17 protein-coding genes are annotated in these 22,552 nt (G+C 57.1%); 10 read left to right on the top strand and 7 right to left on the bottom strand.

The window, feature by feature from the left end; genetic code table 11:
• Positions 1-123: 123 nt before the first annotated feature.
• Positions 124-3,333 carry a RecQ family ATP-dependent DNA helicase gene (locus FHS27_RS11685; RefSeq protein ID WP_184305124.1) on the bottom strand — a complete coding sequence of 1,070 codons (3,210 nt, stop codon included), beginning with the start codon at positions 3,331-3,333 and terminating at the stop codon, positions 124-126.
• A 373-nt stretch (positions 3,334-3,706) separates the two neighbouring features.
• On the opposite strand from FHS27_RS11685, the gene FHS27_RS11680 reads away from it, so the two are divergent.
• The 3 genes from FHS27_RS11680 to FHS27_RS11670 all read left to right on the top strand — a co-directional run bounded on the left by FHS27_RS11680 (position 3,707) and on the right by FHS27_RS11670 (position 6,495).
• Positions 3,707-4,438, top strand: coding sequence for a methyltransferase (locus tag FHS27_RS11680; protein WP_184305123.1), 732 nt, complete (start codon positions 3,707-3,709; stop codon positions 4,436-4,438).
• Positions 4,439-4,673: 235 nt separating this feature from the next.
• The gene (locus FHS27_RS11675) at positions 4,674-5,069 is read left to right on the top strand and encodes a hypothetical protein (protein WP_184305122.1); all 396 of its coding nucleotides are present in this window, start codon (positions 4,674-4,676) and stop codon (positions 5,067-5,069) included.
• A 241-nt stretch (positions 5,070-5,310) separates the two neighbouring features.
• Entirely contained in the window at positions 5,311-6,495 is a 1,185-nt protein-coding gene (locus FHS27_RS11670; protein WP_184305121.1) for an ATP-grasp domain-containing protein, read from the top strand.
• A gap of 136 nt (positions 6,496-6,631) precedes the next feature.
• Here the strand turns inward: FHS27_RS11670 and FHS27_RS11665 are convergent, their stop codons facing one another.
• The 5 genes from FHS27_RS11665 to FHS27_RS11645 all read right to left on the bottom strand — a co-directional run bounded on the left by FHS27_RS11665 (position 6,632) and on the right by FHS27_RS11645 (position 11,235).
• The gene (locus tag FHS27_RS11665; protein WP_184305120.1) at positions 6,632-7,192 is read right to left on the bottom strand and encodes a hypothetical protein; all 561 of its coding nucleotides are present in this window, start codon (positions 7,190-7,192) and stop codon (positions 6,632-6,634) included.
• A gap of 57 nt (positions 7,193-7,249) precedes the next feature.
• On the bottom strand, positions 7,250-8,557 hold the full coding sequence (locus FHS27_RS11660; protein WP_184305119.1) for a vWA domain-containing protein: 1,308 nt from the start codon (positions 8,555-8,557) through the stop codon (positions 7,250-7,252).
• Positions 8,558-8,654: 97 nt separating this feature from the next.
• Positions 8,655-9,128, bottom strand: coding sequence for a TadE/TadG family type IV pilus assembly protein (locus FHS27_RS11655; protein WP_246419580.1), 474 nt, complete (start codon positions 9,126-9,128; stop codon positions 8,655-8,657).
• A gap of 7 nt (positions 9,129-9,135) precedes the next feature.
• A complete protein-coding gene (locus FHS27_RS11650; RefSeq protein WP_009094295.1) occupies positions 9,136-9,654 on the bottom strand; it encodes a TadE family protein in 519 nt (172 codons plus the stop codon).
• 327 nt (positions 9,655-9,981) lie between these two features.
• Complete coding sequence (locus FHS27_RS11645) at positions 9,982-11,235, bottom strand: cell surface protein (protein WP_184305118.1); 1,254 nt, start codon at positions 11,233-11,235, stop codon at positions 9,982-9,984.
• Positions 11,236-11,678: 443 nt separating this feature from the next.
• On the opposite strand from FHS27_RS11645, the gene FHS27_RS11640 reads away from it, so the two are divergent.
• Complete coding sequence (locus FHS27_RS11640) at positions 11,679-12,608, top strand: glycosyltransferase family 2 protein (RefSeq protein ID WP_184305117.1); 930 nt, start codon at positions 11,679-11,681, stop codon at positions 12,606-12,608.
• Positions 12,609-12,727: 119 nt separating this feature from the next.
• Here the strand turns inward: FHS27_RS11640 and FHS27_RS11635 are convergent, their stop codons facing one another.
• Positions 12,728-14,032, bottom strand: coding sequence for a glucuronyl esterase domain-containing protein (locus FHS27_RS11635; RefSeq protein ID WP_184305116.1), 1,305 nt, complete (start codon positions 14,030-14,032; stop codon positions 12,728-12,730).
• 273 nt (positions 14,033-14,305) lie between these two features.
• Here FHS27_RS11635 and FHS27_RS11630 point away from each other — a divergent pair, with 273 nt between their 5' ends.
• From FHS27_RS11630 to FHS27_RS11600, 6 genes are all read left to right on the top strand, one after another.
• A complete protein-coding gene (locus tag FHS27_RS11630) occupies positions 14,306-15,844 on the top strand; it encodes an SMI1/KNR4 family protein (RefSeq protein ID WP_184305115.1) in 1,539 nt (512 codons plus the stop codon).
• Positions 15,845-15,913: 69 nt separating this feature from the next.
• Positions 15,914-16,666 (top strand): adenylyl-sulfate kinase, encoded by a 753-nt coding sequence (gene cysC / locus FHS27_RS11625; protein WP_184305114.1) that lies wholly within the window; start codon positions 15,914-15,916, stop codon positions 16,664-16,666.
• Between the two features lie 341 nt (positions 16,667-17,007).
• The gene (gene rpsO / locus FHS27_RS11620; RefSeq protein WP_008688445.1) at positions 17,008-17,277 is read left to right on the top strand and encodes a 30S ribosomal protein S15; all 270 of its coding nucleotides are present in this window, start codon (positions 17,008-17,010) and stop codon (positions 17,275-17,277) included.
• A 528-nt stretch (positions 17,278-17,805) separates the two neighbouring features.
• Complete coding sequence (gene pnp, locus FHS27_RS11610) at positions 17,806-20,058, top strand: polyribonucleotide nucleotidyltransferase (protein WP_184305112.1); 2,253 nt, start codon at positions 17,806-17,808, stop codon at positions 20,056-20,058.
• A gap of 483 nt (positions 20,059-20,541) precedes the next feature.
• Entirely contained in the window at positions 20,542-21,522 is a 981-nt protein-coding gene (locus FHS27_RS11605; RefSeq protein ID WP_184305111.1) for a rhomboid family intramembrane serine protease, read from the top strand.
• Between the two features lie 8 nt (positions 21,523-21,530).
• Positions 21,531-22,538: a sugar phosphate isomerase/epimerase family protein gene (locus FHS27_RS11600; RefSeq protein ID WP_184305110.1), complete on the top strand. Its 1,008-nt coding sequence runs from the start codon at positions 21,531-21,533 to the stop codon at positions 22,536-22,538.
• Positions 22,539-22,552: the final 14 nt, after the last annotated feature.

Genomic DNA, 22,552 nt, shown 5'->3' with positions numbered 1-22,552 from the left:
GGGGGTTGCATCGTAGATCGGGAGCCCGCTTCACGCGAAATCTGATCGGATACACTTAGCGAGATTGATTGAATCAGCGATTGCTGTTGGCGTTTAACCGCACTACACGCCCGCATAAGTTGTCTAGCCAAGAATACGTCGTAGGATTGCGGTGCGTTCGGGCGAACCTCCCCACTGTGGGTCAACCGTGTGTCCGGCACGAGCGGCGGCGACGAGATGGGCCATGAGTCCGTCAACGCTGACACCTCGGATCTCGCTGATCTGGTCAAGCGTATAACCGTCGCGGCACAGTCGCCACGTCCAATAGTCTTTCCGCCACGCCTCTGGATCGGAATGAACCGTTGCCTCGTCATCGCGTGAGGAATTCGGGCGAGTCTCCGGTTCAGAAACGGGTACTGGTTCCGGTGCCTGTCTGGATGCATCGTTGGGCGGTGTGGGCTCCGCCGCAGTCACGACGGGGCGTGAGGATGATTTATCGGCAGTCGGTGTCGTCGTGGGTGGTGTAGCGGGTTTGGACTCAGCAGTTTGCGGTGTGGACGGTTGCGGTGGGTAGTCGATTTCGTGCTGCGACATGGTTGTCGCGATCAGTTCTAGCAGGTCGCTGCCGTAGGCCTCCATGAATTCGCTACTGATCCCCGAGACGCTCTCGAGTTGCGTGCCGTTGGCGGGGCGACTTTGTGCCAATCGTTCAATTGTCGATCCGGTGAGGATTTGGTGCGGGGAAACTCCCAGGGCTGCCGATCGTTTGCGGCGAAATCGTTTCATTCGATCCGTCAGTTCGCGAACTAGGATCTGTTCGGGATCTTCGGCAACGATGCTTTTTAGGTCGATGCCACCCAGCGAGTTGTTCGGCGCCAAGGGTTCTCGCGTGGATTTCTCCTGAGCGGGCGATGAGGGACGATCGACCGAACGTGCAGGCGTTGGCGCCGTAGGCGGTTCTGAGTCCGGCGTTGTCGAAGTGGTGGTTCGTTGGCTCGGTTCGGGCGATGGTGACGCCGGTGGACTCGGGGGATTCCGGGGACTCGGGGGCGAACCAATCACGATGTCAGACGATTCGTCAACGGCGACGTCGCCGGACTCAATTTGAGAGGCGGCGCGGGCGAGTTTTTTGGCCAACCGATGTTTCAATTGAAAGGCGGCGGGCAACGGATCGTGGCAGTTCATCACGCGGCGTCCCGGGTCGGTCATGTGTACCGTGGGGCGACGTTCGCTGATTTCTTTCTGTTCGAGTAAACCGGCGGCCAACAGAGAGTCCATCACGTCGGCAAGTTCAGACTGAGTCATGCCGGTGAGCATGCCGTAGGTGCTGAGGCGGTCGAGACGCAGTTGCGTGACGCGTTTGTTTTTCGAACCGGCGAGCATTTGTGCGATCAAGTTTTTGCCCAGTCGGCCGTGGGTTCGCACGACGCCAGACAAGACCACTCGCACTCCGGTGAGTAGGTGGCGTTCGTCGATGTCGGGGTAGGCGATCGAAGTCGACGGCGCGTTGCCGGATCCGTTCGTCTCCGTGTTGGTATTGCCTCCCGTCCAATCGCCGTCTCGGATGAGTTTTCCGCCGACGGGATCGCATCGGTCGCACCGCGTGCAATCGGCTGCGTTGGGGTCACCGAAGTAATCGAGGATCACGCGTTGTCGGCACGAGGGGGCGCGTGCGAACTGGATCACCGCTTCGAGTTTTTCGTATTCGGCGGCTTTGCGTCGTTCGAGTTCGTCGAAGTCAATCGCGAGTTGATTGAAATGAAGGTCGCGACGAGTGATATGCACCGCGCGGCCACGGAAGGGAGGCACGTAATCGAACGAACGCAATTTGGTCAGTTCACGCAGTTGGGTGGTTACTTTGGCGCGATCCATCTCGGCGAGCTTTGCGATCGTGTCGGGACGCACGTAAACGTCCTCGCCGCGACGGATTCCAACGACCTTTTCGACCGCCGTCATGACGCGGCGTTTGATTTTCGCCTCGCGTGGCAGGAAATCGAGCAAGGTCGGTGCGTCGCTGTCGATTCGCACGATCGCTTGGTTCGAACCGGCATCGAGCCGTTTGAGTACTCCGGCGCGAGCGAGCAGGGTTTCCGATGTACTGATCGCTTCGGTGCCGTCGCGAACATCAATTGCCGTGCGGAGTTGTTCGAGTGTTAATTCGATCGGATCTTCTTCGCACGAAAGCAGGTATTCGTAGACCTTCTTGACGGTGGCTTTCGATGGATACCGGTTCTCGATAAAGAACTCTTGGATCTGGCGATCGAAGTATGCGAAGAGCAGCAAGCAATCGCTCATCTCGCCGTCGCGTCCGGCACGTCCGGCTTCCTGGTAGTAGGCCTCGAGCGACCCGGGGATGTTGAAGTGGACGACGAAACGGATGTCGGATTTATCGATTCCCATTCCGAATGCGTTCGTCGCGACGATCGCCGAAAGTTCCCCTTTCATAAACGACTCTTGAACTCGGCGACGATCATCGGGATGCAGTCCCGCGTGATAGGCGCCGACTTTGCGACCGGTCTTTTCAGGCAACCATTCGGCGATCTCTTCGCAACGTTTTCGCGTTGCCGCGTAGATGATCCCGGTACCGTCGCGGCCCCTTAGGTATTTTTGGAGCAGATCACGTTTGGCGGTGTCGTTGTTGCAGGACTCAACGGCGAACTTCAGGTTCGTGCGTGCGAACCCGGTGACGAAGACCCGTGGTTCCTGCAGGTTCAACAGTTCGCAGATGTCGTCGCGAACCGTTGGCGTCGCTGTGGCGGTCAACGCGATCGTTTGCACGCCATCGAGATAGCGGTCGCGGAATTTTCCGAGCCGTGCATAGTCGGGCCGAAAGTCGTGCCCCCATTCGCTCACGCAGTGGGCTTCATCGACGGCGAGGAGCGAGATGTCGGCCTTGGCGACCGCGTCGAGAAAGAGACCGTTGCGGAGTCGTTCGGGCGCGACGTACACCAGGTCCAGTTCGCCTCGAGACATCGCTTCCATCACGGACTCTTGCTGTCCTTGCGAGAGCGAACTGTTGATCAATTTGGCGCGGATACCTCGCGATTGCAGCGTGTCGACTTGGTCCTTCATCAACGCGATCAAAGGGGAGACCACGATGGTGGTTCCCTGGCGCGCGAGGGCTGGTAATTGATAGCAGAGGCTCTTTCCGCCGCCGGTCGGCATCACGCAGAGGCAATCCTCACCCGAGGCCAGGGCATCGACGACGCCGCGTTGCCCGGGACGAAACGACTCGAGACCGAATCGTGGTAACAACGATTCCGGGTTGTCTGTCGTGGGGCGGACGACTCGAGATTTTGCCGTTGCCGATGGGGTTTGCGAAGACGCGGTGGGAGAAGTCGCGGGCGGTGTCATCCGAAACGCCTAGGCGGGAGGAGAGGTTGGAAACGATTAGCGGTGACGGAAGCGTCGCGGTAAGGCTCTCGCGATTTGGACGCTCTGCCTGGCTTTCGACTTGTCTGCCGTGCGGCCTACCTGGGCCTGGAACGATACAGCCGTCCATCGGGCATGTCGTCGCAGACGTGGAGATCCCGTTATAGCAAATCCGCGGCTTTTACGTACCTCGTCGTGCGATGGACCGCAGGGGGCATTTTGATAAACTATGGGCTGTGTCACGCTACCCCCGGTGAGACATTCTTAGAGTGTCTCTTTCGAGGCTGTGTTGTTTTTGTCGGCTCGGATGGTTAGCGAGTGAAAGGCACGGTCGCATCGGAATCACAGCTTATTTATGCGACTAAGTCATCTGGTCTATCCGGTTGTCCAGCCTCTGTTGAAGAGATTGCGACGTAGCCCGTGGCTGATTCGATACGTCTTTGGGGTGCGATTGCCGCGTGGGGTCGCCGTTCAGTACGACCCGACGACGGTGTTGTTGGCGAGAACGATGAACGAAATGGTCGCCGAATCTCTGGCGAAACGAACCAACGACAGACCGCTGAGGCTGCTCGAAATGGGGATCGGCCAAGGTGCCCTGGTCAGTCTGTCGATCGCGGCACAGACTCCGCCGGACCAAGTAAAAATTGACGGTGTTGACTGTTCACCGAGCCGAGTGAATAGTTCCCAGGAGGTGGCGCGGTTCAACAAGCACGATGTTCAGTTTTGGCTCAGTGATTTGTTTTCCGAGGTTACCTCGGAGTCCACCTACGATTTCATCTACTTCAACCCGCCCTACGTCCCCACCCAAACAGGGCGCGAATTGCAACTGACCCGCCGGCTCGAAGTGGACGGCGACCAAATGTGGGACGGTGGTGACGACGGGGCGAGCGTGCTGAGAGATTTTCTGGACCAATCGCGTCGTTTTTTGGCGCCGGGAGGGTGCGTCGTCTTTGGCGTTCAGGAAATCTTCCTGCCGGACGCGTTGGTGCGCGAAGCGATGGAGCCGTATGGATTTCAAAACGTTCAGAAAAGAAAACCTCGTTGGCTGCCTAGTACAGTCTATATCGGCTATGGTGCCAATGAATAACTCGGTGCGGAGACGATCTTTCCTCGTAAATCACTGTGTCGACGACGGTTGTTGGGAGTGTCACGGAATCGAGTTCCGCGTTGTCTACCAGCGATCAATCGTCCGGTAACACAAGGGCGTCTCGCGACGAATTAAGACATCATTCTATCGGCGTCGTGTCGGGATGTTTCCCGGTCATGGCGTTGTTCAGCTTTCTTCTTTCATTTTCCTACTTTCGATTTCACGGATCTTCAAAATGCTCCTGACTAAAACAGCTTTCTCTGGACTGGCGGTTATGACCGCGTCACTCTGTGTTTGCATCGCCGGGTGCGATGGCGGGAACAACAACGGCGGTGCGGGAGCGAAGTCGGACGGTTTCGAACTGAATTGGGGCAGCGGGAGTGTGAAGATCGACGGCGACGGCAGCGTTGACGTGCAGGCTCCAGGAGTCGACGTCAAACGAAAGGCAGGCGAGAGCGTCACCGTCCGAACCGAAAACGTTGACGTCGATGTTGCCCACGGCAAAGGCGTCCAAGTGAAAACGCCGAACACCGAAGTCGACGCGTCATTGCAACGAGGTGTGAAGGTCAATTCACCCGGTGTGAACGTCGACACTCAGTGGAACGACGCGAATCCAGAATCGGCCCGTTAAGTCGCGATTGCGTTTTGGGTTTGGTGAGTGGTTGCCTGGCCGGTTAATACTTCGTCAGGTTGATCGCAGTAGGTTTGGGTCTAGCTCGTTTAGGCCTGTTCGGTTCATGAGCAGTCGCGTCATGGGCCTTCGTCACAGGAGCGTCGACAAATGAGTCACCGCACTTCACTCTGCGGTCTTGTAGCGTTTCGGTGCAACGAAAGGTATTTCCTTTAATTCTATCTCGGACGGATCGTCTGTCATGAACGACAACGCCCCTGGATCTCAATCGGGGTCACCGCGTGTTTTTGTCGCCGAGTATCTCTGCGGTGGAGGGATGTTTGACACTCTGCCCCATGCCATTCCCGAATCGCTGCTAGGGGAAGGGGGCTCGATGTGGCGAGCGTTGGTGGAGGATTTTTCGGAATGGGCGAGCGTCTGCACTCCGGTCGACCCGAGATTGAAGTTCCCTGTCTTCGACACGCCGAATATTGATGTCGTCGCGATGGAACCATGTGCGGCACCATGGAATCAGTGGATCGCGGCGGCGCGTCAATGCGATTTCGCGGTTGTTGTCATTCCTGAAAACGATGCTCTGTTGACCAAAGGCATTTCGTTGATGCGAGCAGCCGGGGTTGAGGTGCTCGCGCCCAGCGGGAATGCGATCGGGCTCTCGGGAGATAAATGGGCGACGGCGAAATGGCTGCACGGCGAGGACATCGCCCACCCTGACACATGGTGTGTCGAACGCCGCAAAGTCGGCAGCGATGAGCGACCGTACGTATGTTCGCGGCCTCTTTCGACGGGAAAGGTGAATCCGCTGATCGGCGGATTTCCTGAGGGCGGATATTTGGTCAAACCACGCGATGGGTGTGGTGCGATGGACATCCGACGTTACGACGAATTGCAGCCCGCACTCGAGTCGATGCAGGATCATGAGATCACGCAGCAACGTTTGGTCGGTCGATCTGCATCCGTGATCGTGACAGGGCAGCGTGGCAACGGTCGCGTGAACATGTTGCCCGCCGTGTGGCAGACGATTGAAGAGGTTCCCCACGAACCCGATGACGCGATCTCGCAATCGGGTGCCGCTCCGTTATCGACCAGCCAATTGGTATACCGCGGCGGATGTGGGCCCGTGCCCGTCGAAATGCAGTTGCGTGCCCACGCGTTGGTGACACGTGTGATGCAAGCGTTACCTGGAAAGCTCAGCGGGTTTCTCGGGATCGATTTGATCCTCGGTAGAGACGCTAACCATGACGCCGTGATTGAAATCAATTCACGACTGACCACGTCTTACATCGGTCTGCGTAAGATGACCGACCAAAATCTCACGCGGTTGTTGTCTCTTGGGAGTGATCGAGCTCCGTTGATCAACGTGCCGACCGAATCGGTGCAATGGTGTCTCAGTGATTGCGAGGCGGCGCTACCGGGATGCCCACGCTAGTTCGTGGGATCTGGCTAGATTGATTGTCGCCTGTTACGGCGTTGTAACAGTCCATTCGTTGCGAGGGCGATCGAGCGAGAAGCGGTCTTGACGATTCGAGAGGACCGTTTGACGCGGCACTGTTCAGATTGCTCGCTTACAGCGAGGGCGCGTCGGCTTTGAGATCCAGTAACCGCTGCTTTCGATGCCACAGCACACTGCCTTCCGCGAGTGGCCCATTTTTGGCTTCTTCGGGGCCGAGTTGTGCTTGGATTTCTTCGGCGCCCTTCAGTTGGTCTTCGATTTCGCGGACCTCGTGGTACCAATTTTGGTACGCAGCGGTTTTATCAGGTCGGTCGACACACTGTTCACGCCAAAGACGTTCCCGGCGCCGATTGAGTAGTTCACGATCTTTGCGGCGTGCTTCTTCGCGGATCCGTTCGATTTCACGCTGGCGTTCGCTGAGTTGTTCGTCGTTCGATCGGGAAGCCTGTTTGGCGGAAACACCCAACGAGGCATGTTGCTGGTCGCTGACCAATCCGACACTCATCCGCAGTGCCAATCCGCAGAGCAGGATGACGCCGAGCATGATTGAGACGGCGAGCAACCCTTTCGACAACGGGTGCATCGTTGGTGCGGGGTTACGCGGCGATCCGCCACGGCTCAAGAGAGCCGCAGCGGATAGTTCGTTTTCGTTTCGGGAGACGTTGTTGTTCATACACTGAGAGTGTAGGTGACGCTTTGGCAGATGAAGGCAAAAGCTGCGTCAATTTGACTACTTCGTCAAAATTGTCGGCAAGTTGTTAGCGATCTCTTGGAAGGCACTCACCAACTCACTGCCCGATGAGGCGTGATAGTGTTTGCCCGCTCCAATGCGTGCGACTTCTTGCATGTCGGCTTGGTTGGCACCGTCGCTGAATGTCACGGTTTGGATGTTGACGTTGTCGTTGCTCATCATGGATCGAGCGACGTCGTCAGGATCGATACCGGTGTTGTGATTTCCGTCGGTCATGACGACCATCGTCTTCGATGCAAACGGGCGAGCATTGGCGTGTTCGAACGCGGCTTCACCGGACTGCATTCCGCGTCCGATTCCTGTGCCACCGCCGGTTCGCAGTGAGGCGACCGTGTCACGGACGTCGTCATAGTCGTGTGTCAGGTAGATGTCGAGTGTGCCGTAGTTCGAGTAGCTCGCGATCGAGACTTGTTCGTTTTGTGGAGTGTCTTCGAGCACGTCGAGGAATGCGTTCACGGCGACGACGAGATTTTCCCAAGGCGTCGGAGGTCGAGGGCCAAGGTCGAGGTATTCCTCCCACATGAATTCTTTGTAAGTGTTCTCGTTTTGCCCGCTCGAGTAGTAGGCGTTTCCGTATCGGTTGTAATAGATGATGTTTGCATCTTCTGCGGCATCCATTGCCGAGCGACTCCACATGTTGAACCCCGACGGCCAATCGTAATCGGGCCATTCCATCGATCCGCTACGGTCGAGGATCAATGCGATGTCGCGGTCGACTTGCATTGCGACGCTGCTGGTCGTTGGTGAGAAGTCCTTGCGGGCCATCAGGCTCGGGAAAATCAGTTCAACCTTGCCACCTTGGGAGGAGCTGTCTCGTTTGGCGTTGATCCGGACGGAGCTGACTGTCAACTCGTTCCCGTTCACTTGGCTGGTCGGGATTTTGTTGAACACAAATCGACCGGCGGAGCCGTTTTGTTCGGAGTACCCGAATTCGATTTCGTTGCCTTCGTCCGAGGTGCTCAGTTGCAACGGTTCGTTATTAACGTTGTTCAGAGCCGCGGTGATCATTGCGGCCTGTTTGGCGGCTTCGACGGTTTGCTCTTCACTGAACGTACGGCCTGCCGAACGAGCGGCGGCGTCGGAGGCGATCATCAATTCAGTCTTCGTCAACTGCATGTGAGCCGAGTTGATAGCGAACGCGGCTAGGATGGCGAGTACCGGCAACACCACGGCCAACAACACGGTGACGCCACCATGGTGTGGACGCGACTGGACGTTCGATTGAATCGAAGGCGAGCACGTGTTGCTGCGTTGATCTCGATTGCGAGAGAGGGGGGAGTGGTACATGGTGAGAGACTCGGTCTAGGTGAGTGAGGCAGTGGTGAGAGAGAGTTTGAAAAAAGCCCCCCCGGGCCAAGTTCAATTGGGTGGATGTTGGAAACAGTTATTGCTCGTAGAAACCGCTGTAGCGTTCGGTTTGCATTTTTGCGGTCGACTCCAATTCGATGCCACTGAGGAACAGCGGCAAGAAGAAGGCGACATCGTCAAGCTCGACGGCGACGCGTACCGAGACCTCTTCGGTTTCGTCGGAGATCGGGCTACAGGTGACCGTGTATCCGCTGCTGAAGATCGAACTCATGATGCGTTCTCCTTCGGCCTCGGCTTCGGCTGCCGTTGCACCAGGCACGATCGCTGTACGAGCCGCAAAGTAGGCGGCGTCTTGAGCGAGGTTGCGTGCCATGTTCATTCTCGCAAACTCCATGCAGGTGAAGATCGTGACGATCAGCACGTTGCAAACGAGTGCAAATTCGACCAGTGTCGCCGCGACACGTTTGGGGCCGCGACGCACCTGAGAGCGCCGTTGAGAGCGTCGAGGGCGGTGCGAGAGAGTCGAGCGATTCGGTGAATTGTGTTTCATAAGACGACTACTCTTGGTTCTCGAATTCTTTACGCATCGTGACACGCGCGGTGAGCTGCAGGTCGCCGTACAAACCCGCCGGTGCGGCGAGGTTACCCGCGGCGGGGACGGTCACGACGAGCGTGACGTGTTCGAGTGTCTCGGCACTGTCGTAGGTGGCCCCTTCGAAGGAGATCGCACCACTGCCGAATTGAATTCCGCGTTCGTTGAGGACTTGCTGGACGCGGGCGATCGCGGCGGCGTTGGTGCCGCCGCGGTTGACGCCCCGACGAGCACCTTCGTAGGCGGCGATCGAAACGGTTTCTTTCAAGAAGAAGACTGAGCAGAGGTCAATCGTCGCGAGGGTCAGTGTCATCAAAACGGGCAGGCAAATCGCCACCTCGGCCGTCGCGGTGGCGACGCGTTTGATGCCTAGGAAATTGCCGCCCCGACGAGTCGGGTGTGCGCCACGGGAGACGCGACGAAAGCGTGGCCGACGGTTGGCTCCGTCGCGTTGTGCGGTTGGGATGCGTGTTGGGGCGTTCATAGTGCGGGAAATCCCAGTTCCTGGCGTCTCCGGTGTTCAGCATGGCAAACGTTTTGTTGCCAGCACAGACACGCCAAGTTGGTGAGCGAGTTGCAACGATTCGGTGAAAAATCACTTGGGAGAGAAGTTGCCGAACTGGCATCCGATACCTCCCTCTAGTAGCAAATCTAGGTCAGGATTTCCCCTGAGGTCGAATTATTCAGGGATTTTCGTAGGGGAAGATCGCGGGCGAAAAAGGCATGGGGGCTGAGGGCAATGCGCAGCAAAAACCCCGCCCAACGCATTGCGTCGGGCGGGGACATGAATCATTCGTTGGGTTAGGAACGGTTAGCCCGTCAAGGATTCACCGCGAGCGTAGCGTCCCAGCGTCGCTTGATATTTTCGCTTGCCCTCTTCGACACTCTTACGAATCGCTTTGGTGCTTTCTTCGCTCTCTTTGCGGAGTTCGGCGATCATTTGCAGCGATTCAATTTGGAATCCGCTGATCGCGTCGACGAGCTTTTGGACGGATTCCGGATCAATCGTGCTGCCATAACCGGCTTTGAGGGCAGCCCGTTCGAGTTCACGTCCGAGGCTGGCGACGTCCTCGAGTCCGCGATTGACGCCGTCTTTCATGGCCTCGGTCGCCTGAGTGACCTCATGTAACCCGTGCTGGCTCGTGTAGACCGTGCCGAGGATTGTGAAGACGTGTTCGTTGGTGGTGAAGAACGTGACCGCACGGCGGAACACGCGTTCTTTTACGTCGTGGGTTTGTTTCAATTTGGTGATCAGGGTTTCGCCGACGTCGTATCCGATTTCGAGGTTTTCGGCGATGTCTTTCAGCAATTGATAAGTCTTGTCTTCTTTCTCGAACCGGTGCCGGGCTTCGTCGCGGCGAAGCTCTAGCTGACTCTTGCCGCCTTCATCCGTTCCTTCGTAATTGTCCAATGTGGTTTGCGCGGTGGCGAGACCATCTTTGGCCGCTTCGAGAATCGGCAGGTGCTGGTCGAGCAGTTCTCGGGCGAGGACTTCCGATTCCTTCAGTGCAAACCGAAAATCGATGTACGCGTCCATGATTTGCTCTTCCGATTTCAGAGCGTGTTTGGTGTCTTTGGCGACATCGCCGTAGACTTCCACAATCTGCTCGAATCGGTCGCTCGGGGTACCCCGACGCATCTTCATCCACCAATTGGATACCTTCTCGGTTCCGCTGATTTTGCCGTCGTCGAGTTGCGAGATCAAGCGTTTGCTGTCGTCCCGGATGGAATCGAACATTTGTGCGATGTCCATGTACCGGTTGCCGATTTGAACACTTTCGACGTTCTCGCGGACCAACGCGTTGAACGAACTCATGTGTTTGATCACTTCCGCGATCGCGAGCACCTTGGCTTCGTCGAGGTACTTCACGTCTTCGAGCAATGTGATCAGTTCTTGAGGCGCTTCGTTCTTACCGCCTCCGAATTTCTTCAATGTTTCGAGTGCCCGGTCGAGATAATCCCGCATCGATGTGGAGCGGGTATCCAAGTTTGGCTGGGAGGGACTCGATTGGGTTTGCGACTGAGGTTTATCGTCAGGAGCGTTGGCTTGTGCTTGTTGGCTCATGGCCCAAACTCGTAATTGCGGAGGTAGACGAGGGAAGTAACGTGTTCCTATTAAGGTAAACGTCCGTGAACCAGCCCGCAATCAGCCGTCAAGTTCGCCAAAGGTAAGTTTGGTGTGAGATTAAGAAATGATTCGTCTCACGGGGCGATGCCATTTGGGTGTGGGATTAATGCAACGAAAACCAAATGACGGCGTTTGCACCTCGATTCGGAAGGCGGCATCACATGTCAAACTCGGCGTTGATCCGCACAATCGATTCGTTCGGATTTGTCGTTAGGGGGGACGAAACAGTTGTCTAGAGAATCGTTCGGATTTGCGGCGAGGTGGCGTCTCGCCGAGTGATCGTTCCCCATAGTTCCCTTGGCGAACACTTCCTCGGCGCCGATGAAAAGACTCACCGGCGCGAGTGATCGCCTTTCTCAGCAACGCAGAGTAATGGGCATATGGCAACTTCGACGATTGAATCACCGAGCAAGACCGACTCACCAGCATTCCCGCTGAGTCCGAACGACGACGGGGCGACACTGGACTACGTTCCCGCGATTGAAAAGATCGCTGACGAGACCGCATGGGAATCGCCCCACTCGACGTCGTATGCAGACGACGTTCTCGAACGAATTGATGATACTCTCAGTTTGATTGCTGAGGCGCAGCAGGTTGCCTGCGGTAACACACCCGTCACGTCGTTTGATATCTCAATCATCGTGCCGGTGTACAACGCCCGTGAGAGTTTGCCTGAAGTGCTATCGCGGATCGAAGAAGTGATGCCCGCGTCATGCGAAGTGATCGTTGTCGATGATGGCAGCACTGACGGAAGTTGGCATTACGCTCGAAGCCTGATGCCGAAATCAAATTTGACGGTGCTCCGCCGTCGTAAACACCACGGCCGTGGTTCGGCGATTCGGATGGCATTGCGACATTCGACGGGCCGTGTCGTTGCCATCCAAGACGCTGACATGGCGTACGATCCTGCCGACTTGCTCGGCGCGGTATGGCCGATTCTCGAGAACAAGGCCGACGCCGTTTACGGTTCTCGGCGGCTTCGTCGTGACACACGTCGAGGAATCTCGATCGCGTCGCGTTTGTCGGGACGCATCACAACGCTCGTGGCAAACCTCGCTACCGGGATGAAAATCTCGGACATGGAAAGTTCACACAAGGTGTTCCGTGGTGACCTGATCCGTTCGCTTGAATTGCGTGAATGCGATCGTGGCTTTGACGCCGAAGTAACCGCGAAGGTCGCGCGTCGGGCCAAAGTCGTGATGGAAGTTCCGACGAGCTTTGAAGGTGAGTTTCTCGACGATCAATTCCGTCCTCGTATCTCGACGTTGATGCAGACGCTCCGCGGGTTGATCCAATACCGCGCCGCGTAAGTCGAACGTTCTTTCTGAGTGAAAACGTTGTCCGACTTTGATCGATGACGTTTGCCTGAGTGGAAAAACGCTGCGATGCAATGAATGCATCGGCGTGCGGAAAGGTACCGACGCCTTTATTATTTGAGGAAGCGATCAAGGAATTGGATGTACCGCATCCAGTCGGATTCTTTCAGGTCGTGCTTGCCAGTGCGGAGGTGATACGAGATGGTGCCCGAGGTGAAGGCATCGTCGACGACGGGAAGATCGGAAGGCGTTTGGTTTTCTTCGTCCTTCAGGCCCGCGAGGCCGAGTACTTCATAGACCGGGGATGCGTGAAGCGAGGCCAGGAATTCACCTCTCGGGTCGGCCCACTGATCATCGACTGCGCTGCCGACGGCGATGGGGCGTGGTGCGGCCATCGCTAAGAGTTGATGTGAGTCGACGGGCAGTTCACTTTCGCGCTGGTCGTAATGATGAAATCCCTCGCAAAACCAATGAGGGAAATTTCGGTTGATCCGGGCAACGGTTTCGCCAAAGGCGCGCCGTGACAGTGCCGCGCCGCCGCATCCCGAGTTGTTGCTGATGACGGCCGCGAAACGTGTATCCGTCGCACCAGCCCACAGCGAAGTTTTGCCCAATCGTGAGTGCCCGATTAACGCGACATTTGAGGCATCGATGTTGAGTTCTTCTGTCGCCGTGACCGCGTCAAGAATGCATGACAGGCCGTAGGACCATGCCGCGATCGTCCCCGGTCGTTGATCGGGCGGCAGACTCTCGACATAGTCAGGCATCAACGCATGAAGGCCGTTTTGAAATCCGTCGTCAAAGTCTGGGTCAATGTCGCCGCAGTAGGCCGTGATCACTGCGTAGCCTGCGCCGTTGATCATGCGATTTGGCCACCGCGATGCGGCGACGCCGCGGCCACGCTCGGTCGCGCGGTGCCCGTCGGTGGTTTGCGAGCCTCGATCGGGAACCCACGATGACGGGATTCGGATCGAGGGATCTGGCGAGACGGTGTGATTGCCGTGAAAGTTAAGGCCGAGGAAGGCGGGATACGGGCCGCTCGAGATTTGGCCCTCGTCACCGCCGGAGTCCGGCTGTTTAGGGACATCGGCGAGGACGTGGATTTCCAGCGATTTCGGTTCGGTCGTCGTGGAAGCCTTGAGCGGGTGGATCGTCACGGTCAGTTCGTACCGGATCGTGTTGCCATCGTTGATGGTCGGATCGCGGCGGACGACTTTGGCGTCGACGTTCCTTTCTGCCGGCATTCGACCGAAAACGTGGTTTTCGAACAATTCGATCGTTTCGGCACGCCGGGCCGCCCATTGTTCGGGGGACGTCACGCGATCGCCCGAGGCTGTCAAAAGCGGATCGGGAAGAACATAGGGTGGGATCTTCGATTCGTCATAATTCGGCTGGAACTCCTGTGAAGATGCGTTCATGGGGTTCAGCGTCGGGAACACGAAAAGGAGGGGGGCCGCCACGAGCAAAACGCGTCGAAACCCGTTCGCGGGTGCCGCCCCGGGTGTGAAGCGAAACTTTTCGGTACAATGGGAACTTGTAGGTAGGGGCGATCTCATCGAAAACCGTTTGTCTTGCGTTTAGTAGGATCAGACCGCTACGCTGGCGAGCGATAAACGGCGTTCGCGCCGATTACGCTCCTTTTCTTCGCAATTGTCTGACCGGAAGGCCACTCTGGCCCCTCATCATAGAACGTGACCATTCCGCATTCGACTACCGACGACGACTCTGTGGCCAAAAAGGAAGATGCGGCGAGTTCGATCCCATCTGCGGCCGCCGGCAGCAGCGGTCCGGATCGTTGGTCTTCGCGTCTGTCCGAGCGATTCGGTATCGATTTTGACGATGAATTGTGTCATTGGTGGGACGAGCTCTGTTCCCACGGAACGGGCTCGCAGCCCGGAGCACAGAATCTGAATTGGGGTGAGTTTCGTTATTCGGCCACGCCGCAGACGCTGTTGTCGACGGTGCCGGACCCGTTCTGGCCGCCGTTGATGCCGCCGAACTTTCTGCCATTGGTGGGTAATGGGGCCGGGGATTGGCTGTGCCTTCGTTTGCTCGATCCGGAGCTGGCGAAACAAACGGGGATCTCGACCGACATTTGCCAGTGGTATCACGGCGGAGGCGATTGGTTGCCATGGGGCAGCCGATTGGCGGAAGCGTTTCTGTTTGATTGGTCGCTGGCTCGTTTGCCTCAGCCGGATCGGCGGCACGCCGAGCCCGCATTCGAGGCCGACGCGGAGATGGTTATCGAAAGTGGTGCACCGAGTGGGCCGCAGGATTGGCGTTCTCATCCGTGGGGACAATGGGTGAGCGATTGCTTGCCCGCGATCGACGCGATCGATTGGCAAGGGCCGGGCGATCCGTCGCGGCTAGCGAATGATTTTTTGAGTAACGGGCTCTGTGAGACTCCCGTACGATGCCAGTTGGTGATTGATGCACTTTCAAGTGAGTTGGCCGGGCACCTTAGTCCTAAGATCGCTCACGATTTAGAATTGGTGTGGAACGATCTGATGCGTTGGTCGTTCGATTTGCGAACGATGCCGGGCGAAATCGCCGCGTGCTTGCAGCAGGCACTGCGCATGCCCGCGTCGGCTTTCGATCCCGCTCAGCAGCGATGGGACGAGGTAGCCCATCATGCGTCGGTGATTTGTGCGTCGAACCGTGATTTGTCGTGGGGCCACGATTTGCTCGGGTACGTTAAGTGGTCCGGCGGTGACACGATTGGGGCGACTCAGGCGTTTACCAATGCATTGAGGTGCAGCGTGTTTACCGATCAAAGCGTTCGGCTGCGAACTCACTGGGCCACATCCTCGGACGGCGTCGCTAAATTCTCGGCTCGGTTCTTGGACGAAATCGGCGGCACCGTGAGTCCAGGTGCCAATCACGACGGTCAATCTTTCACTCCGCTTCCCGATCAACTTGGTCGCCTGCCCGGGGTGATCGGTGACGAGCAATTGCTACAGTATTGCGGGCGATGCCCTGCCGACGGATCGGGTTCCATTCGCACGCAGTATTCCCAAATGCTGATCGATCAATCCTTGTCCGCGTCGTCACCCCAGACATCCGCTCGGCTTTTGTACGCGGCCGGATGGGATCTCGGTGCGGAACCACTGCGACGATACGGCGAACTTCTCGATCAATACATTTTGGCCTGCCGAGCGGCGGGTTGGGGCAGCCATGAACGGCTCGCCGGGGTGCACCGCGACGGGCTGAAGGCTCGATACAACCTCTGATTTTCCGATCTGTGATCTGCCGATTCTCGATCGAATGAACTTGCACGAACAACACCATTGCATTGAACCATGAATCAACCTACCGGGCCGTCTTCGCAATCAACTCAGGCCTCGTCTTCGTCGGAATTGTCACCTCCGGCATCGGAGGGCATCTCGCAAAACATCGTTTGGCATGAGACGACCGTGGACCGTGTGGCGCGGGAATCCAATCTGACTCAGCGTGGCACGGTGGTTTGGTTCACGGGACTGAGTGGCTGCGGGAAATCGACGATCGCCAATGAGTTGGATCGGCTGTTGATCGGTCGCGGGGCGGCGTCGACGTTGCTCGACGGAGACAATGTGCGTCACGGGCTCTGTTCACCGCCCTCGGGGCTCGCCGAGGAGCACGGTGACGAATTTGCGGCGCGGTTCGGGCTCGGATTTTCCGCCGTCGATCGAGAAGAGAATATTCGCCGGATCGGTGCGGTTTCATCGCTGATGGCTAACGCGGGTTTGATCACGTTGGCGGCTTTCGTGAGCCCGTATCGCCGCGACCGCGATCGGGTTCGCCGGATGGTCGAGGCCGATGGGCGTCCAGGTGACTTTTTGGAGGTGTTCGTCGACACGCCGCTGGAGGTCTGCAAGCAACGCGATCCCAAGGGGCTGTACAAGAAAGCGATCGCCGGAGAAATCGCGAATTTCACGGGAATCAGCGACCCGTACGAGGCACCGGAGTCTCCCGAAATTCATTTGAGATTTCGCGAAGGGATGACTCCTGCCGACGCGGCTGTGGAAATTCTGCAGGCGATGGTGGACCGAGGGGTGTTTCAGAGCCGATCCTAGAGTTTTCCGAGCCGGTGTCGAACTGACGTCGCGGTCGGCGGGCTGTAGCACATTTATCTGATCAGGCATTCGGTTTGGCCGATTCAGCAAGTCCGGCGGCGTGCCGGGCGGCTTTTTCGCGGTGACGGGTGTGCACCGAGAGGGTAGCGTGCGAATGGGCTCGCTAAGGCCTAGTTGAAGGCTCGGTCAAAATCCAAAATTACACCCGCCAGGCCCGATTTGACGTTGCGTTCGCAGGGGGGCACGTTAGACTTCGCGGGAAAATCATTTACTTAAACTTGGGTCTGACGCGGATGGCATGTGACCTCCGTATTGGATTCATCTAGGAAACAGTTCTCCGTATGACGATCTCGAAAGAACGTAAGAAAGAAGTGGTCACCGAGCACGGTTCGACCGCAAACGATACCGGTTCCCCCGAAGTTCAGATCGCGATTCTGACCGAACGGATCAACGGATTGACCGAACACATGCGAACGCACCGTAAGGATTACGCCTCACGTCGCGGTTTGCTCGGGTTGGTTAGCCGTCGTCGGCGTTTGCTCGACTACGTCCGGGCTCAGGATCCTCAGCGATACCTGGATGTCATTGGTAAGCTCGGTATCCGCAAGTAGTTCTTGTCAGATCGGTCGTCGGCGCGGTCCTTCGACCGTGTTTGGGTCGGCCATCGGGGGAAAACCCCGGATTGGTTGTTAACGAGTGCCTTCACTCTCTCTGCTGCTGCGATGGACTGCTGACGGAAACCCTGTTTCTGCGGCAGTCGTTTCGGACTCGAGCGACTCAAAATTGAGTCGTTCGTTGCAGATCCAAGCGGACGGTTCGCCCCAGGCGAACATTTCTTATATGTCCATTCACGCGTGGTTTCGACGATCAACTGATCGAATCCACGCACGTGAAAGCGGCACGGTGTTTCTCGAGCCGTGTTGCGGTGATGTGCGAGTCGGTAGGGTGCGTCTGAACGACGCCGCCGACATTCATTGCTTCCCATCGATTGCCGCCTGTTCCATCGTCGATTCCCTCGCCCGCAATTGGGCTGGTTTCTTCGAGCGATGTCGCGGAATCGATCGAACGTATCGGGGTTGTTGGCGGTCGTATGCCGCCGTTTTGTAGTTTGTAGGAAAAGAAAGAAAATAGAGGTTGCGGTGAGTATTCACAAAATTCGCGTCGAGCGAAAAATCGGCGATTCGGTCATGTCCTTTGAAACGGGGCACGTCGCTAAACAGGCCGCCGGCAGTGTGCTGGTGCAGTACGGTGACACGGTGGTCCTCGTGGCCGCTGCTTCGGGAACCCCTCGTCCAGGCATCGACTTCTTCCCGCTGATGTGCGACTACCGCGAGCGGCTCGCCGCTGCTGGTAAATTCCCAGGCGGATTCTTGAAGCGAGAAGGACGTCCGAGCACCAAGGAAATCTTGAGCTCGCGTCTGATGGACCGCCCGATCCGTCCGTTGTTCCCCGAAGGGTACATGGACGAAGTTCAGATCCAAGCGATGGTGATCGCCAGCGATTTGCAAAATGACGGTGACGTGTTGGCGATGAACGGTGCCGGTGCCGCTCTGCACATCAGCCCGTTGCCATTCTTAGGCCCCGTCGCCAGCGTGCGAGTCGGTAAGGTCGACGGCAAATTGGTCGCGTTCCCAACCTTCGATCAACTCGAAGAATCGGAACTCGACATGATCGTGAGCGGTAGCCGTGAAATGGTCGCCATGATCGAAGGCTTCGCCAATGAAATGCCTGAAGACGAGATGATGGAAGCGATTCAGTTCGCTCACGGTGTCATCCGTGAAGTCATCGAACTTCAAGAAGAACTGTATCAAAAGGTCAACCCGGTCAAGGTTCCTTACGAAGCACCGGCTGACGATGGTCTGTTCGGTCGCCTCAACGATGCGTACTACGACGAGTTCCGTAGCGCACAGCAAACCTCCGGCAAGCAGGCTCGCGCCGATGCCACTCGTGCTCTGCGTGACCGCGCTATGGGCGAAGTCATTCCTGACCCGAATGCGGAAGGCGCCATCTGCGTCAACCGTTTCAAGAAAGTTTGGCACGACCTCGAAGAAAAGGTCGTTCGCGATTTGATCAGCGCGGGAACGCGTCCTGACGGACGTGACCGTAACTCGTTGCGTGCGATCCACTGTGAAACGGACCTGTTGCCGTGCGTGCACGGTTCGGCTTTGTTCCAACGTGGTGAAACCCAAGCGTTGGTGACAATCGCTCTGGGAACGAGCCGCGACGAACAACGCGTTGACGGCTTGCAAGACGAGTACAGCAAGAAGTTCATGCTCGATTACAACTTCCCTTCGTACTCGGTTGGCGAATGCCGTCCGATCCGGGGACCAGGACGTCGGGAAATCGGACACGGCTCGCTCGCCGAACGAAGTGTTGCTCCTGTTCTGCCACCTGCCGATGCATTCCCGTACACGATCCGCGTGATCAGCGATATCACCGAATCGAACGGTAGCTCGTCGATGGCTTCGGTTTGTGGTGCGACTCTCGGTTTGATGGCTTCGGGCGTTCCGATCAGCAACCCGGTTGCCGGTATCTCGATCGGTTTGGTTCAGAACTCACCCGACGATTGGCACCTGCTGACTGACATCCTCGGAACCGAAGATCACTTCGGCGACATGGACTTCAAGATCGCCGGAACTCAAAACGGTATCACCGGTATCCAGCTCGACCTCAAGGTCACTGGTGTTGGTGAAGACATCATCCGTGCGACGCTGAAGCAGTCGCGTGAAGCTCGGATCGAAATCCTGAAGAAGATGCTCACGACGATCCCACGTCCTCGTCGCGAAATCTCGCCAACAGCACCACGATTGCTCCGCACGAAGATCTCGCCCGATAAGATCGGTGCCCTGATCGGACCCGGTGGTAAGAACATCCGTGGTATCCAGGAAACAACCGGCGCCGTGATCGAAGTCGATGATGACGGTACCGTGCTCGTCGCCAGCAGCAACAAAGAGTCTGCAATGGAAGCGATGAAGCAAGTCGAAGCCTGCACGGCGACCGTGCAGATCGGCAAGATCTACGACGGCATCGTCAGCAGCATCAAGGAATTCGGTGCTTTCGTTGAGATCCTGCCAGGCCGTGACGGACTCGTTCACATCAGTGAAATGAGTGGCGGATACATCAGCAGCCTCGACCGTGTCGTTGCCGTTGGTGACGAGATGAAGGTTCTGGTCATCGACGTCGATGAGCATGACCGCGTCAAACTCAGTCGTCGTCGCGCTCTCGAAGAGCTCGGCCTCGAAGATCCGTTGGCTGCGGAACTCGAAGAGAACGGTGGCGGTGATCGCGGTGGTGACGGAGACGGCGAAGAACGTCCTCGTCGTCGACGTGGCGGCGGCGGTGGTGGCGGACGTGGTCCTCGCCGTGATGGCGGCGGACGCTCACGCGACTGATTCCAAGAAACGAAGTCGTTGCCGGGAACGCGTTCCCGGTGATGAATTCATCTTTGGCGGATCAACGCTTGGTCCATCATTGAGTGACGAGCGCCATTCCATTCTCGGACTCGCGATCGATGGTCTAAACACCTTTCACGAGATGGCGACGAAGCGGGCATATGGATACGCAGGCCAGCACGGCTTTTGCTCAACCCGGCGACACCGTGTTGCTCGCGTCCCTTTCCTGTTCAACCAGGATTGGATTCGAAATGCTCCACCTATTCAGTAAGACTCAACGGCGGCTCTTGGGATTTTCCTTTTGCCGCCGTTTTTTATTCAGTGGAACGTTCGCTTTTGTGATCAACCCGATTGAAAAGCGATCGCGGTGAATTGAAAATAGATCGGTCCTGAACGTCGTGGCGGCTCAAACCCTCAGGCGGTTCATGATGGATTTTTCAATCTTTTAAAACTGGCATCATCCTGGACGGGGATTAGCTGACGATGGGGATCTACGATCGCGACTATGGTCGCTCCGAACGAACGCCGTGGGATCGCATCGAAAACCCACGCAGCATGTTGATCATTTTGATCGTGATCAATGTCATCGTTTTTGTCGTGCAATTGCTTTTCACGTACGACGTTCAGCAGGAACTGCCTGCAGGAATCGATGCGATCGAGCTTGCCGCGAGCGATCGCGCTGCCATCGAATTGCAGTACACCGAAAAGCGAAGCCACATCGACGATATCTTTGCGGTCCGGGGCACTTCATTGGTACGTCCATGGTTGTGGTTTCAGACCCTCACATATGGGTTTTTGCACAACACGGGGAACATCTTCCACCTCGTCTTCAACATGTTCATCCTGTACGTGTTTGGAAAGCCAATTGAACAGCGACTTGGTGGGCAGGAGTTTCTGAAGACTTATCTGGCTGCGATCATTTTCGGCGGAATTGTGGCGATGGTGGCGTCTCTCATTCACTGGAGCTTTATGCCGACCGGTGTGGAGTGCCCGATGACGATGGGAGCCAGCGGTGGTGTGGTCGCGATGATCGTGATTTTTGCGTGCTTCTTCCCTCACCAAGAATTGCTGTTCATGTTTGTTTTCCCGATGAAGGCATGGGTGCTGGCCTGCCTCGTTGTGCTGATGGATCTGTACGGCGCGGCCGGTCTGTCAGGACGCGCAACTGCGTACGAAGTGCACCTTGCCGGTGCGTTGTTTGGTTTCTTGTATGTGAAGCAGGGATGGGATTTCCGTTGGCTCGATCTGACCAGCCTCGCGGACATTCCGGGGACTCTTCGGCAGCGATCCCGGCGTGCGAAATTGAAGTTGCACGATCCCGAAAAGAAAATTCGGGAAGAAGAACGGGAAGCGGACCGGATTTTGGCTAAAATTCATCAGTCCGGCGAATCGAGTTTGACCTCTCGCGAACGCCGGACTCTCGAACGATACAGCCGACGAAAACGTCAATCACGCGAAAACTAGCGAAAACGATGTCCAGCGACCCCCGAATCAGCCGCCGCTCCGCAACACGGCTGACCGCCGCAGCCGCCCTCACCTCCTGGATTGCTCGACCCTTGGCCGCACTCGCCGACGAACCTTCTCCGGATGCCCCCTCCGCCGAGCCGGCATCGGAAGATGCGTCGCCGAAGGTGGCCACGACCGCAACCTCGTTGCCCTACCTCGATCGCATCGGTCTGCAGCTATACACACTGCGGAATCAGATGGCCGAGGACCCCGAGGCGACACTCGCTGCGGTCGCCGCGGCCGGTTATTGGCAAGTTGAGTTGATGAACATCGATGAAGAGGCGATCAAACTCGCCGCGATCGCCCGCGACCATGGGCTCGCCGTGCACAGCGGGTTTCTGGACTTTAATATCATTACTGATCCCAAACGAGAAGGCGTCGCGTCGCTCCCGAGCATGCTCGAGATCGCCGAACGGATCGGTCTGCGGCACGTCGTGTTCGGTTACATCGCGAAGGACCAGCGAGACACCGCTGACAAATGCCGCGCGATCGCGGATTCCGCTAACGCGGCGGCCGACAAAACTCGCGAAGCAGGAATGCGGATGTGCTATCACAATCATTCATTCGAGTTTCAACCCTTCGCGGTCGACTCAGGTAAGGAGAATGATGCGAAGCCTTTGACCGCGTACGATATCTTCACCGAACGGTTCGATCCCCATCAAATGGAGTTTGAGCTCGATGTGTTCTGGGCGAAAATCGGTGGCCACGATCCTCTCGCGATGATGCGGCGATTGGCCGGCCGGATTAGCCAAATTCACCTGAAAGACCTGTTGTCGGGAACCCCAGTTATCACAGACGAATCCAAAGTTCCTGCGGACGCCTTCCAGGAACTCGGTGACGGAACAATCGATATCCCCGCGGTGATGCGATTGGCAAAGGAGATCGGTGTCGACGAATGTCATGTTGAGCAAGATCAGTCTCCGGCTCCGCTAGAGAGTATCGTTCAGAGCTATCAATTTTTGTCAACCAAATAGCCTTTCTCGACTTC

This window comes from Aporhodopirellula rubra, assembly GCF_014192335.1.
GTDB classification, from domain to species: domain Bacteria; phylum Planctomycetota; class Planctomycetia; order Pirellulales; family Pirellulaceae; genus Rhodopirellula; species Rhodopirellula rubra.
The sequence above is the reverse complement of the archived record's forward strand: the minus strand, read 5'-3'. Positions and strand labels throughout refer to the sequence as shown.

What these genes read in the sequence shown, in the direction of transcription:
- FHS27_RS11685 (WP_184305124.1), bottom strand. Translation starts at nt 3,333, where the DNA reads ATGACACCGCCCGCGACTTCTCCCACCGCGTCTTCGCAAACCCCATCG.
- FHS27_RS11680 (WP_184305123.1), top strand. Translation starts at nt 3,707, where the DNA reads ATGCGACTAAGTCATCTGGTCTATCCGGTTGTCCAGCCTCTGTTGAAG.
- FHS27_RS11675 (WP_184305122.1), top strand. Translation starts at nt 4,674, where the DNA reads ATGCTCCTGACTAAAACAGCTTTCTCTGGACTGGCGGTTATGACCGCG.
- FHS27_RS11670 (WP_184305121.1), top strand. Translation starts at nt 5,311, where the DNA reads ATGAACGACAACGCCCCTGGATCTCAATCGGGGTCACCGCGTGTTTTT.
- FHS27_RS11665 (WP_184305120.1), bottom strand. Translation starts at nt 7,192, where the DNA reads ATGAACAACAACGTCTCCCGAAACGAAAACGAACTATCCGCTGCGGCT.
- FHS27_RS11660 (WP_184305119.1), bottom strand. Translation starts at nt 8,557, where the DNA reads ATGTACCACTCCCCCCTCTCTCGCAATCGAGATCAACGCAGCAACACG.
- FHS27_RS11655 (WP_246419580.1), bottom strand. Translation starts at nt 9,128, where the DNA reads ATGAAACACAATTCACCGAATCGCTCGACTCTCTCGCACCGCCCTCGA.
- FHS27_RS11650 (WP_009094295.1), bottom strand. Translation starts at nt 9,654, where the DNA reads ATGAACGCCCCAACACGCATCCCAACCGCACAACGCGACGGAGCCAAC.
- FHS27_RS11645 (WP_184305118.1), bottom strand. Translation starts at nt 11,235, where the DNA reads ATGAGCCAACAAGCACAAGCCAACGCTCCTGACGATAAACCTCAGTCG.
- FHS27_RS11640 (WP_184305117.1), top strand. Translation starts at nt 11,679, where the DNA reads ATGGCAACTTCGACGATTGAATCACCGAGCAAGACCGACTCACCAGCA.
- FHS27_RS11635 (WP_184305116.1), bottom strand. Translation starts at nt 14,032, where the DNA reads ATGAACGCATCTTCACAGGAGTTCCAGCCGAATTATGACGAATCGAAG.
- cysC (WP_184305114.1), top strand. Translation starts at nt 15,914, where the DNA reads ATGAATCAACCTACCGGGCCGTCTTCGCAATCAACTCAGGCCTCGTCT.
- rpsO (WP_008688445.1), top strand. Translation starts at nt 17,008, where the DNA reads ATGACGATCTCGAAAGAACGTAAGAAAGAAGTGGTCACCGAGCACGGT.
- FHS27_RS11605 (WP_184305111.1), top strand. Translation starts at nt 20,542, where the DNA reads ATGGGGATCTACGATCGCGACTATGGTCGCTCCGAACGAACGCCGTGG.
- FHS27_RS11600 (WP_184305110.1), top strand. Translation starts at nt 21,531, where the DNA reads ATGTCCAGCGACCCCCGAATCAGCCGCCGCTCCGCAACACGGCTGACC.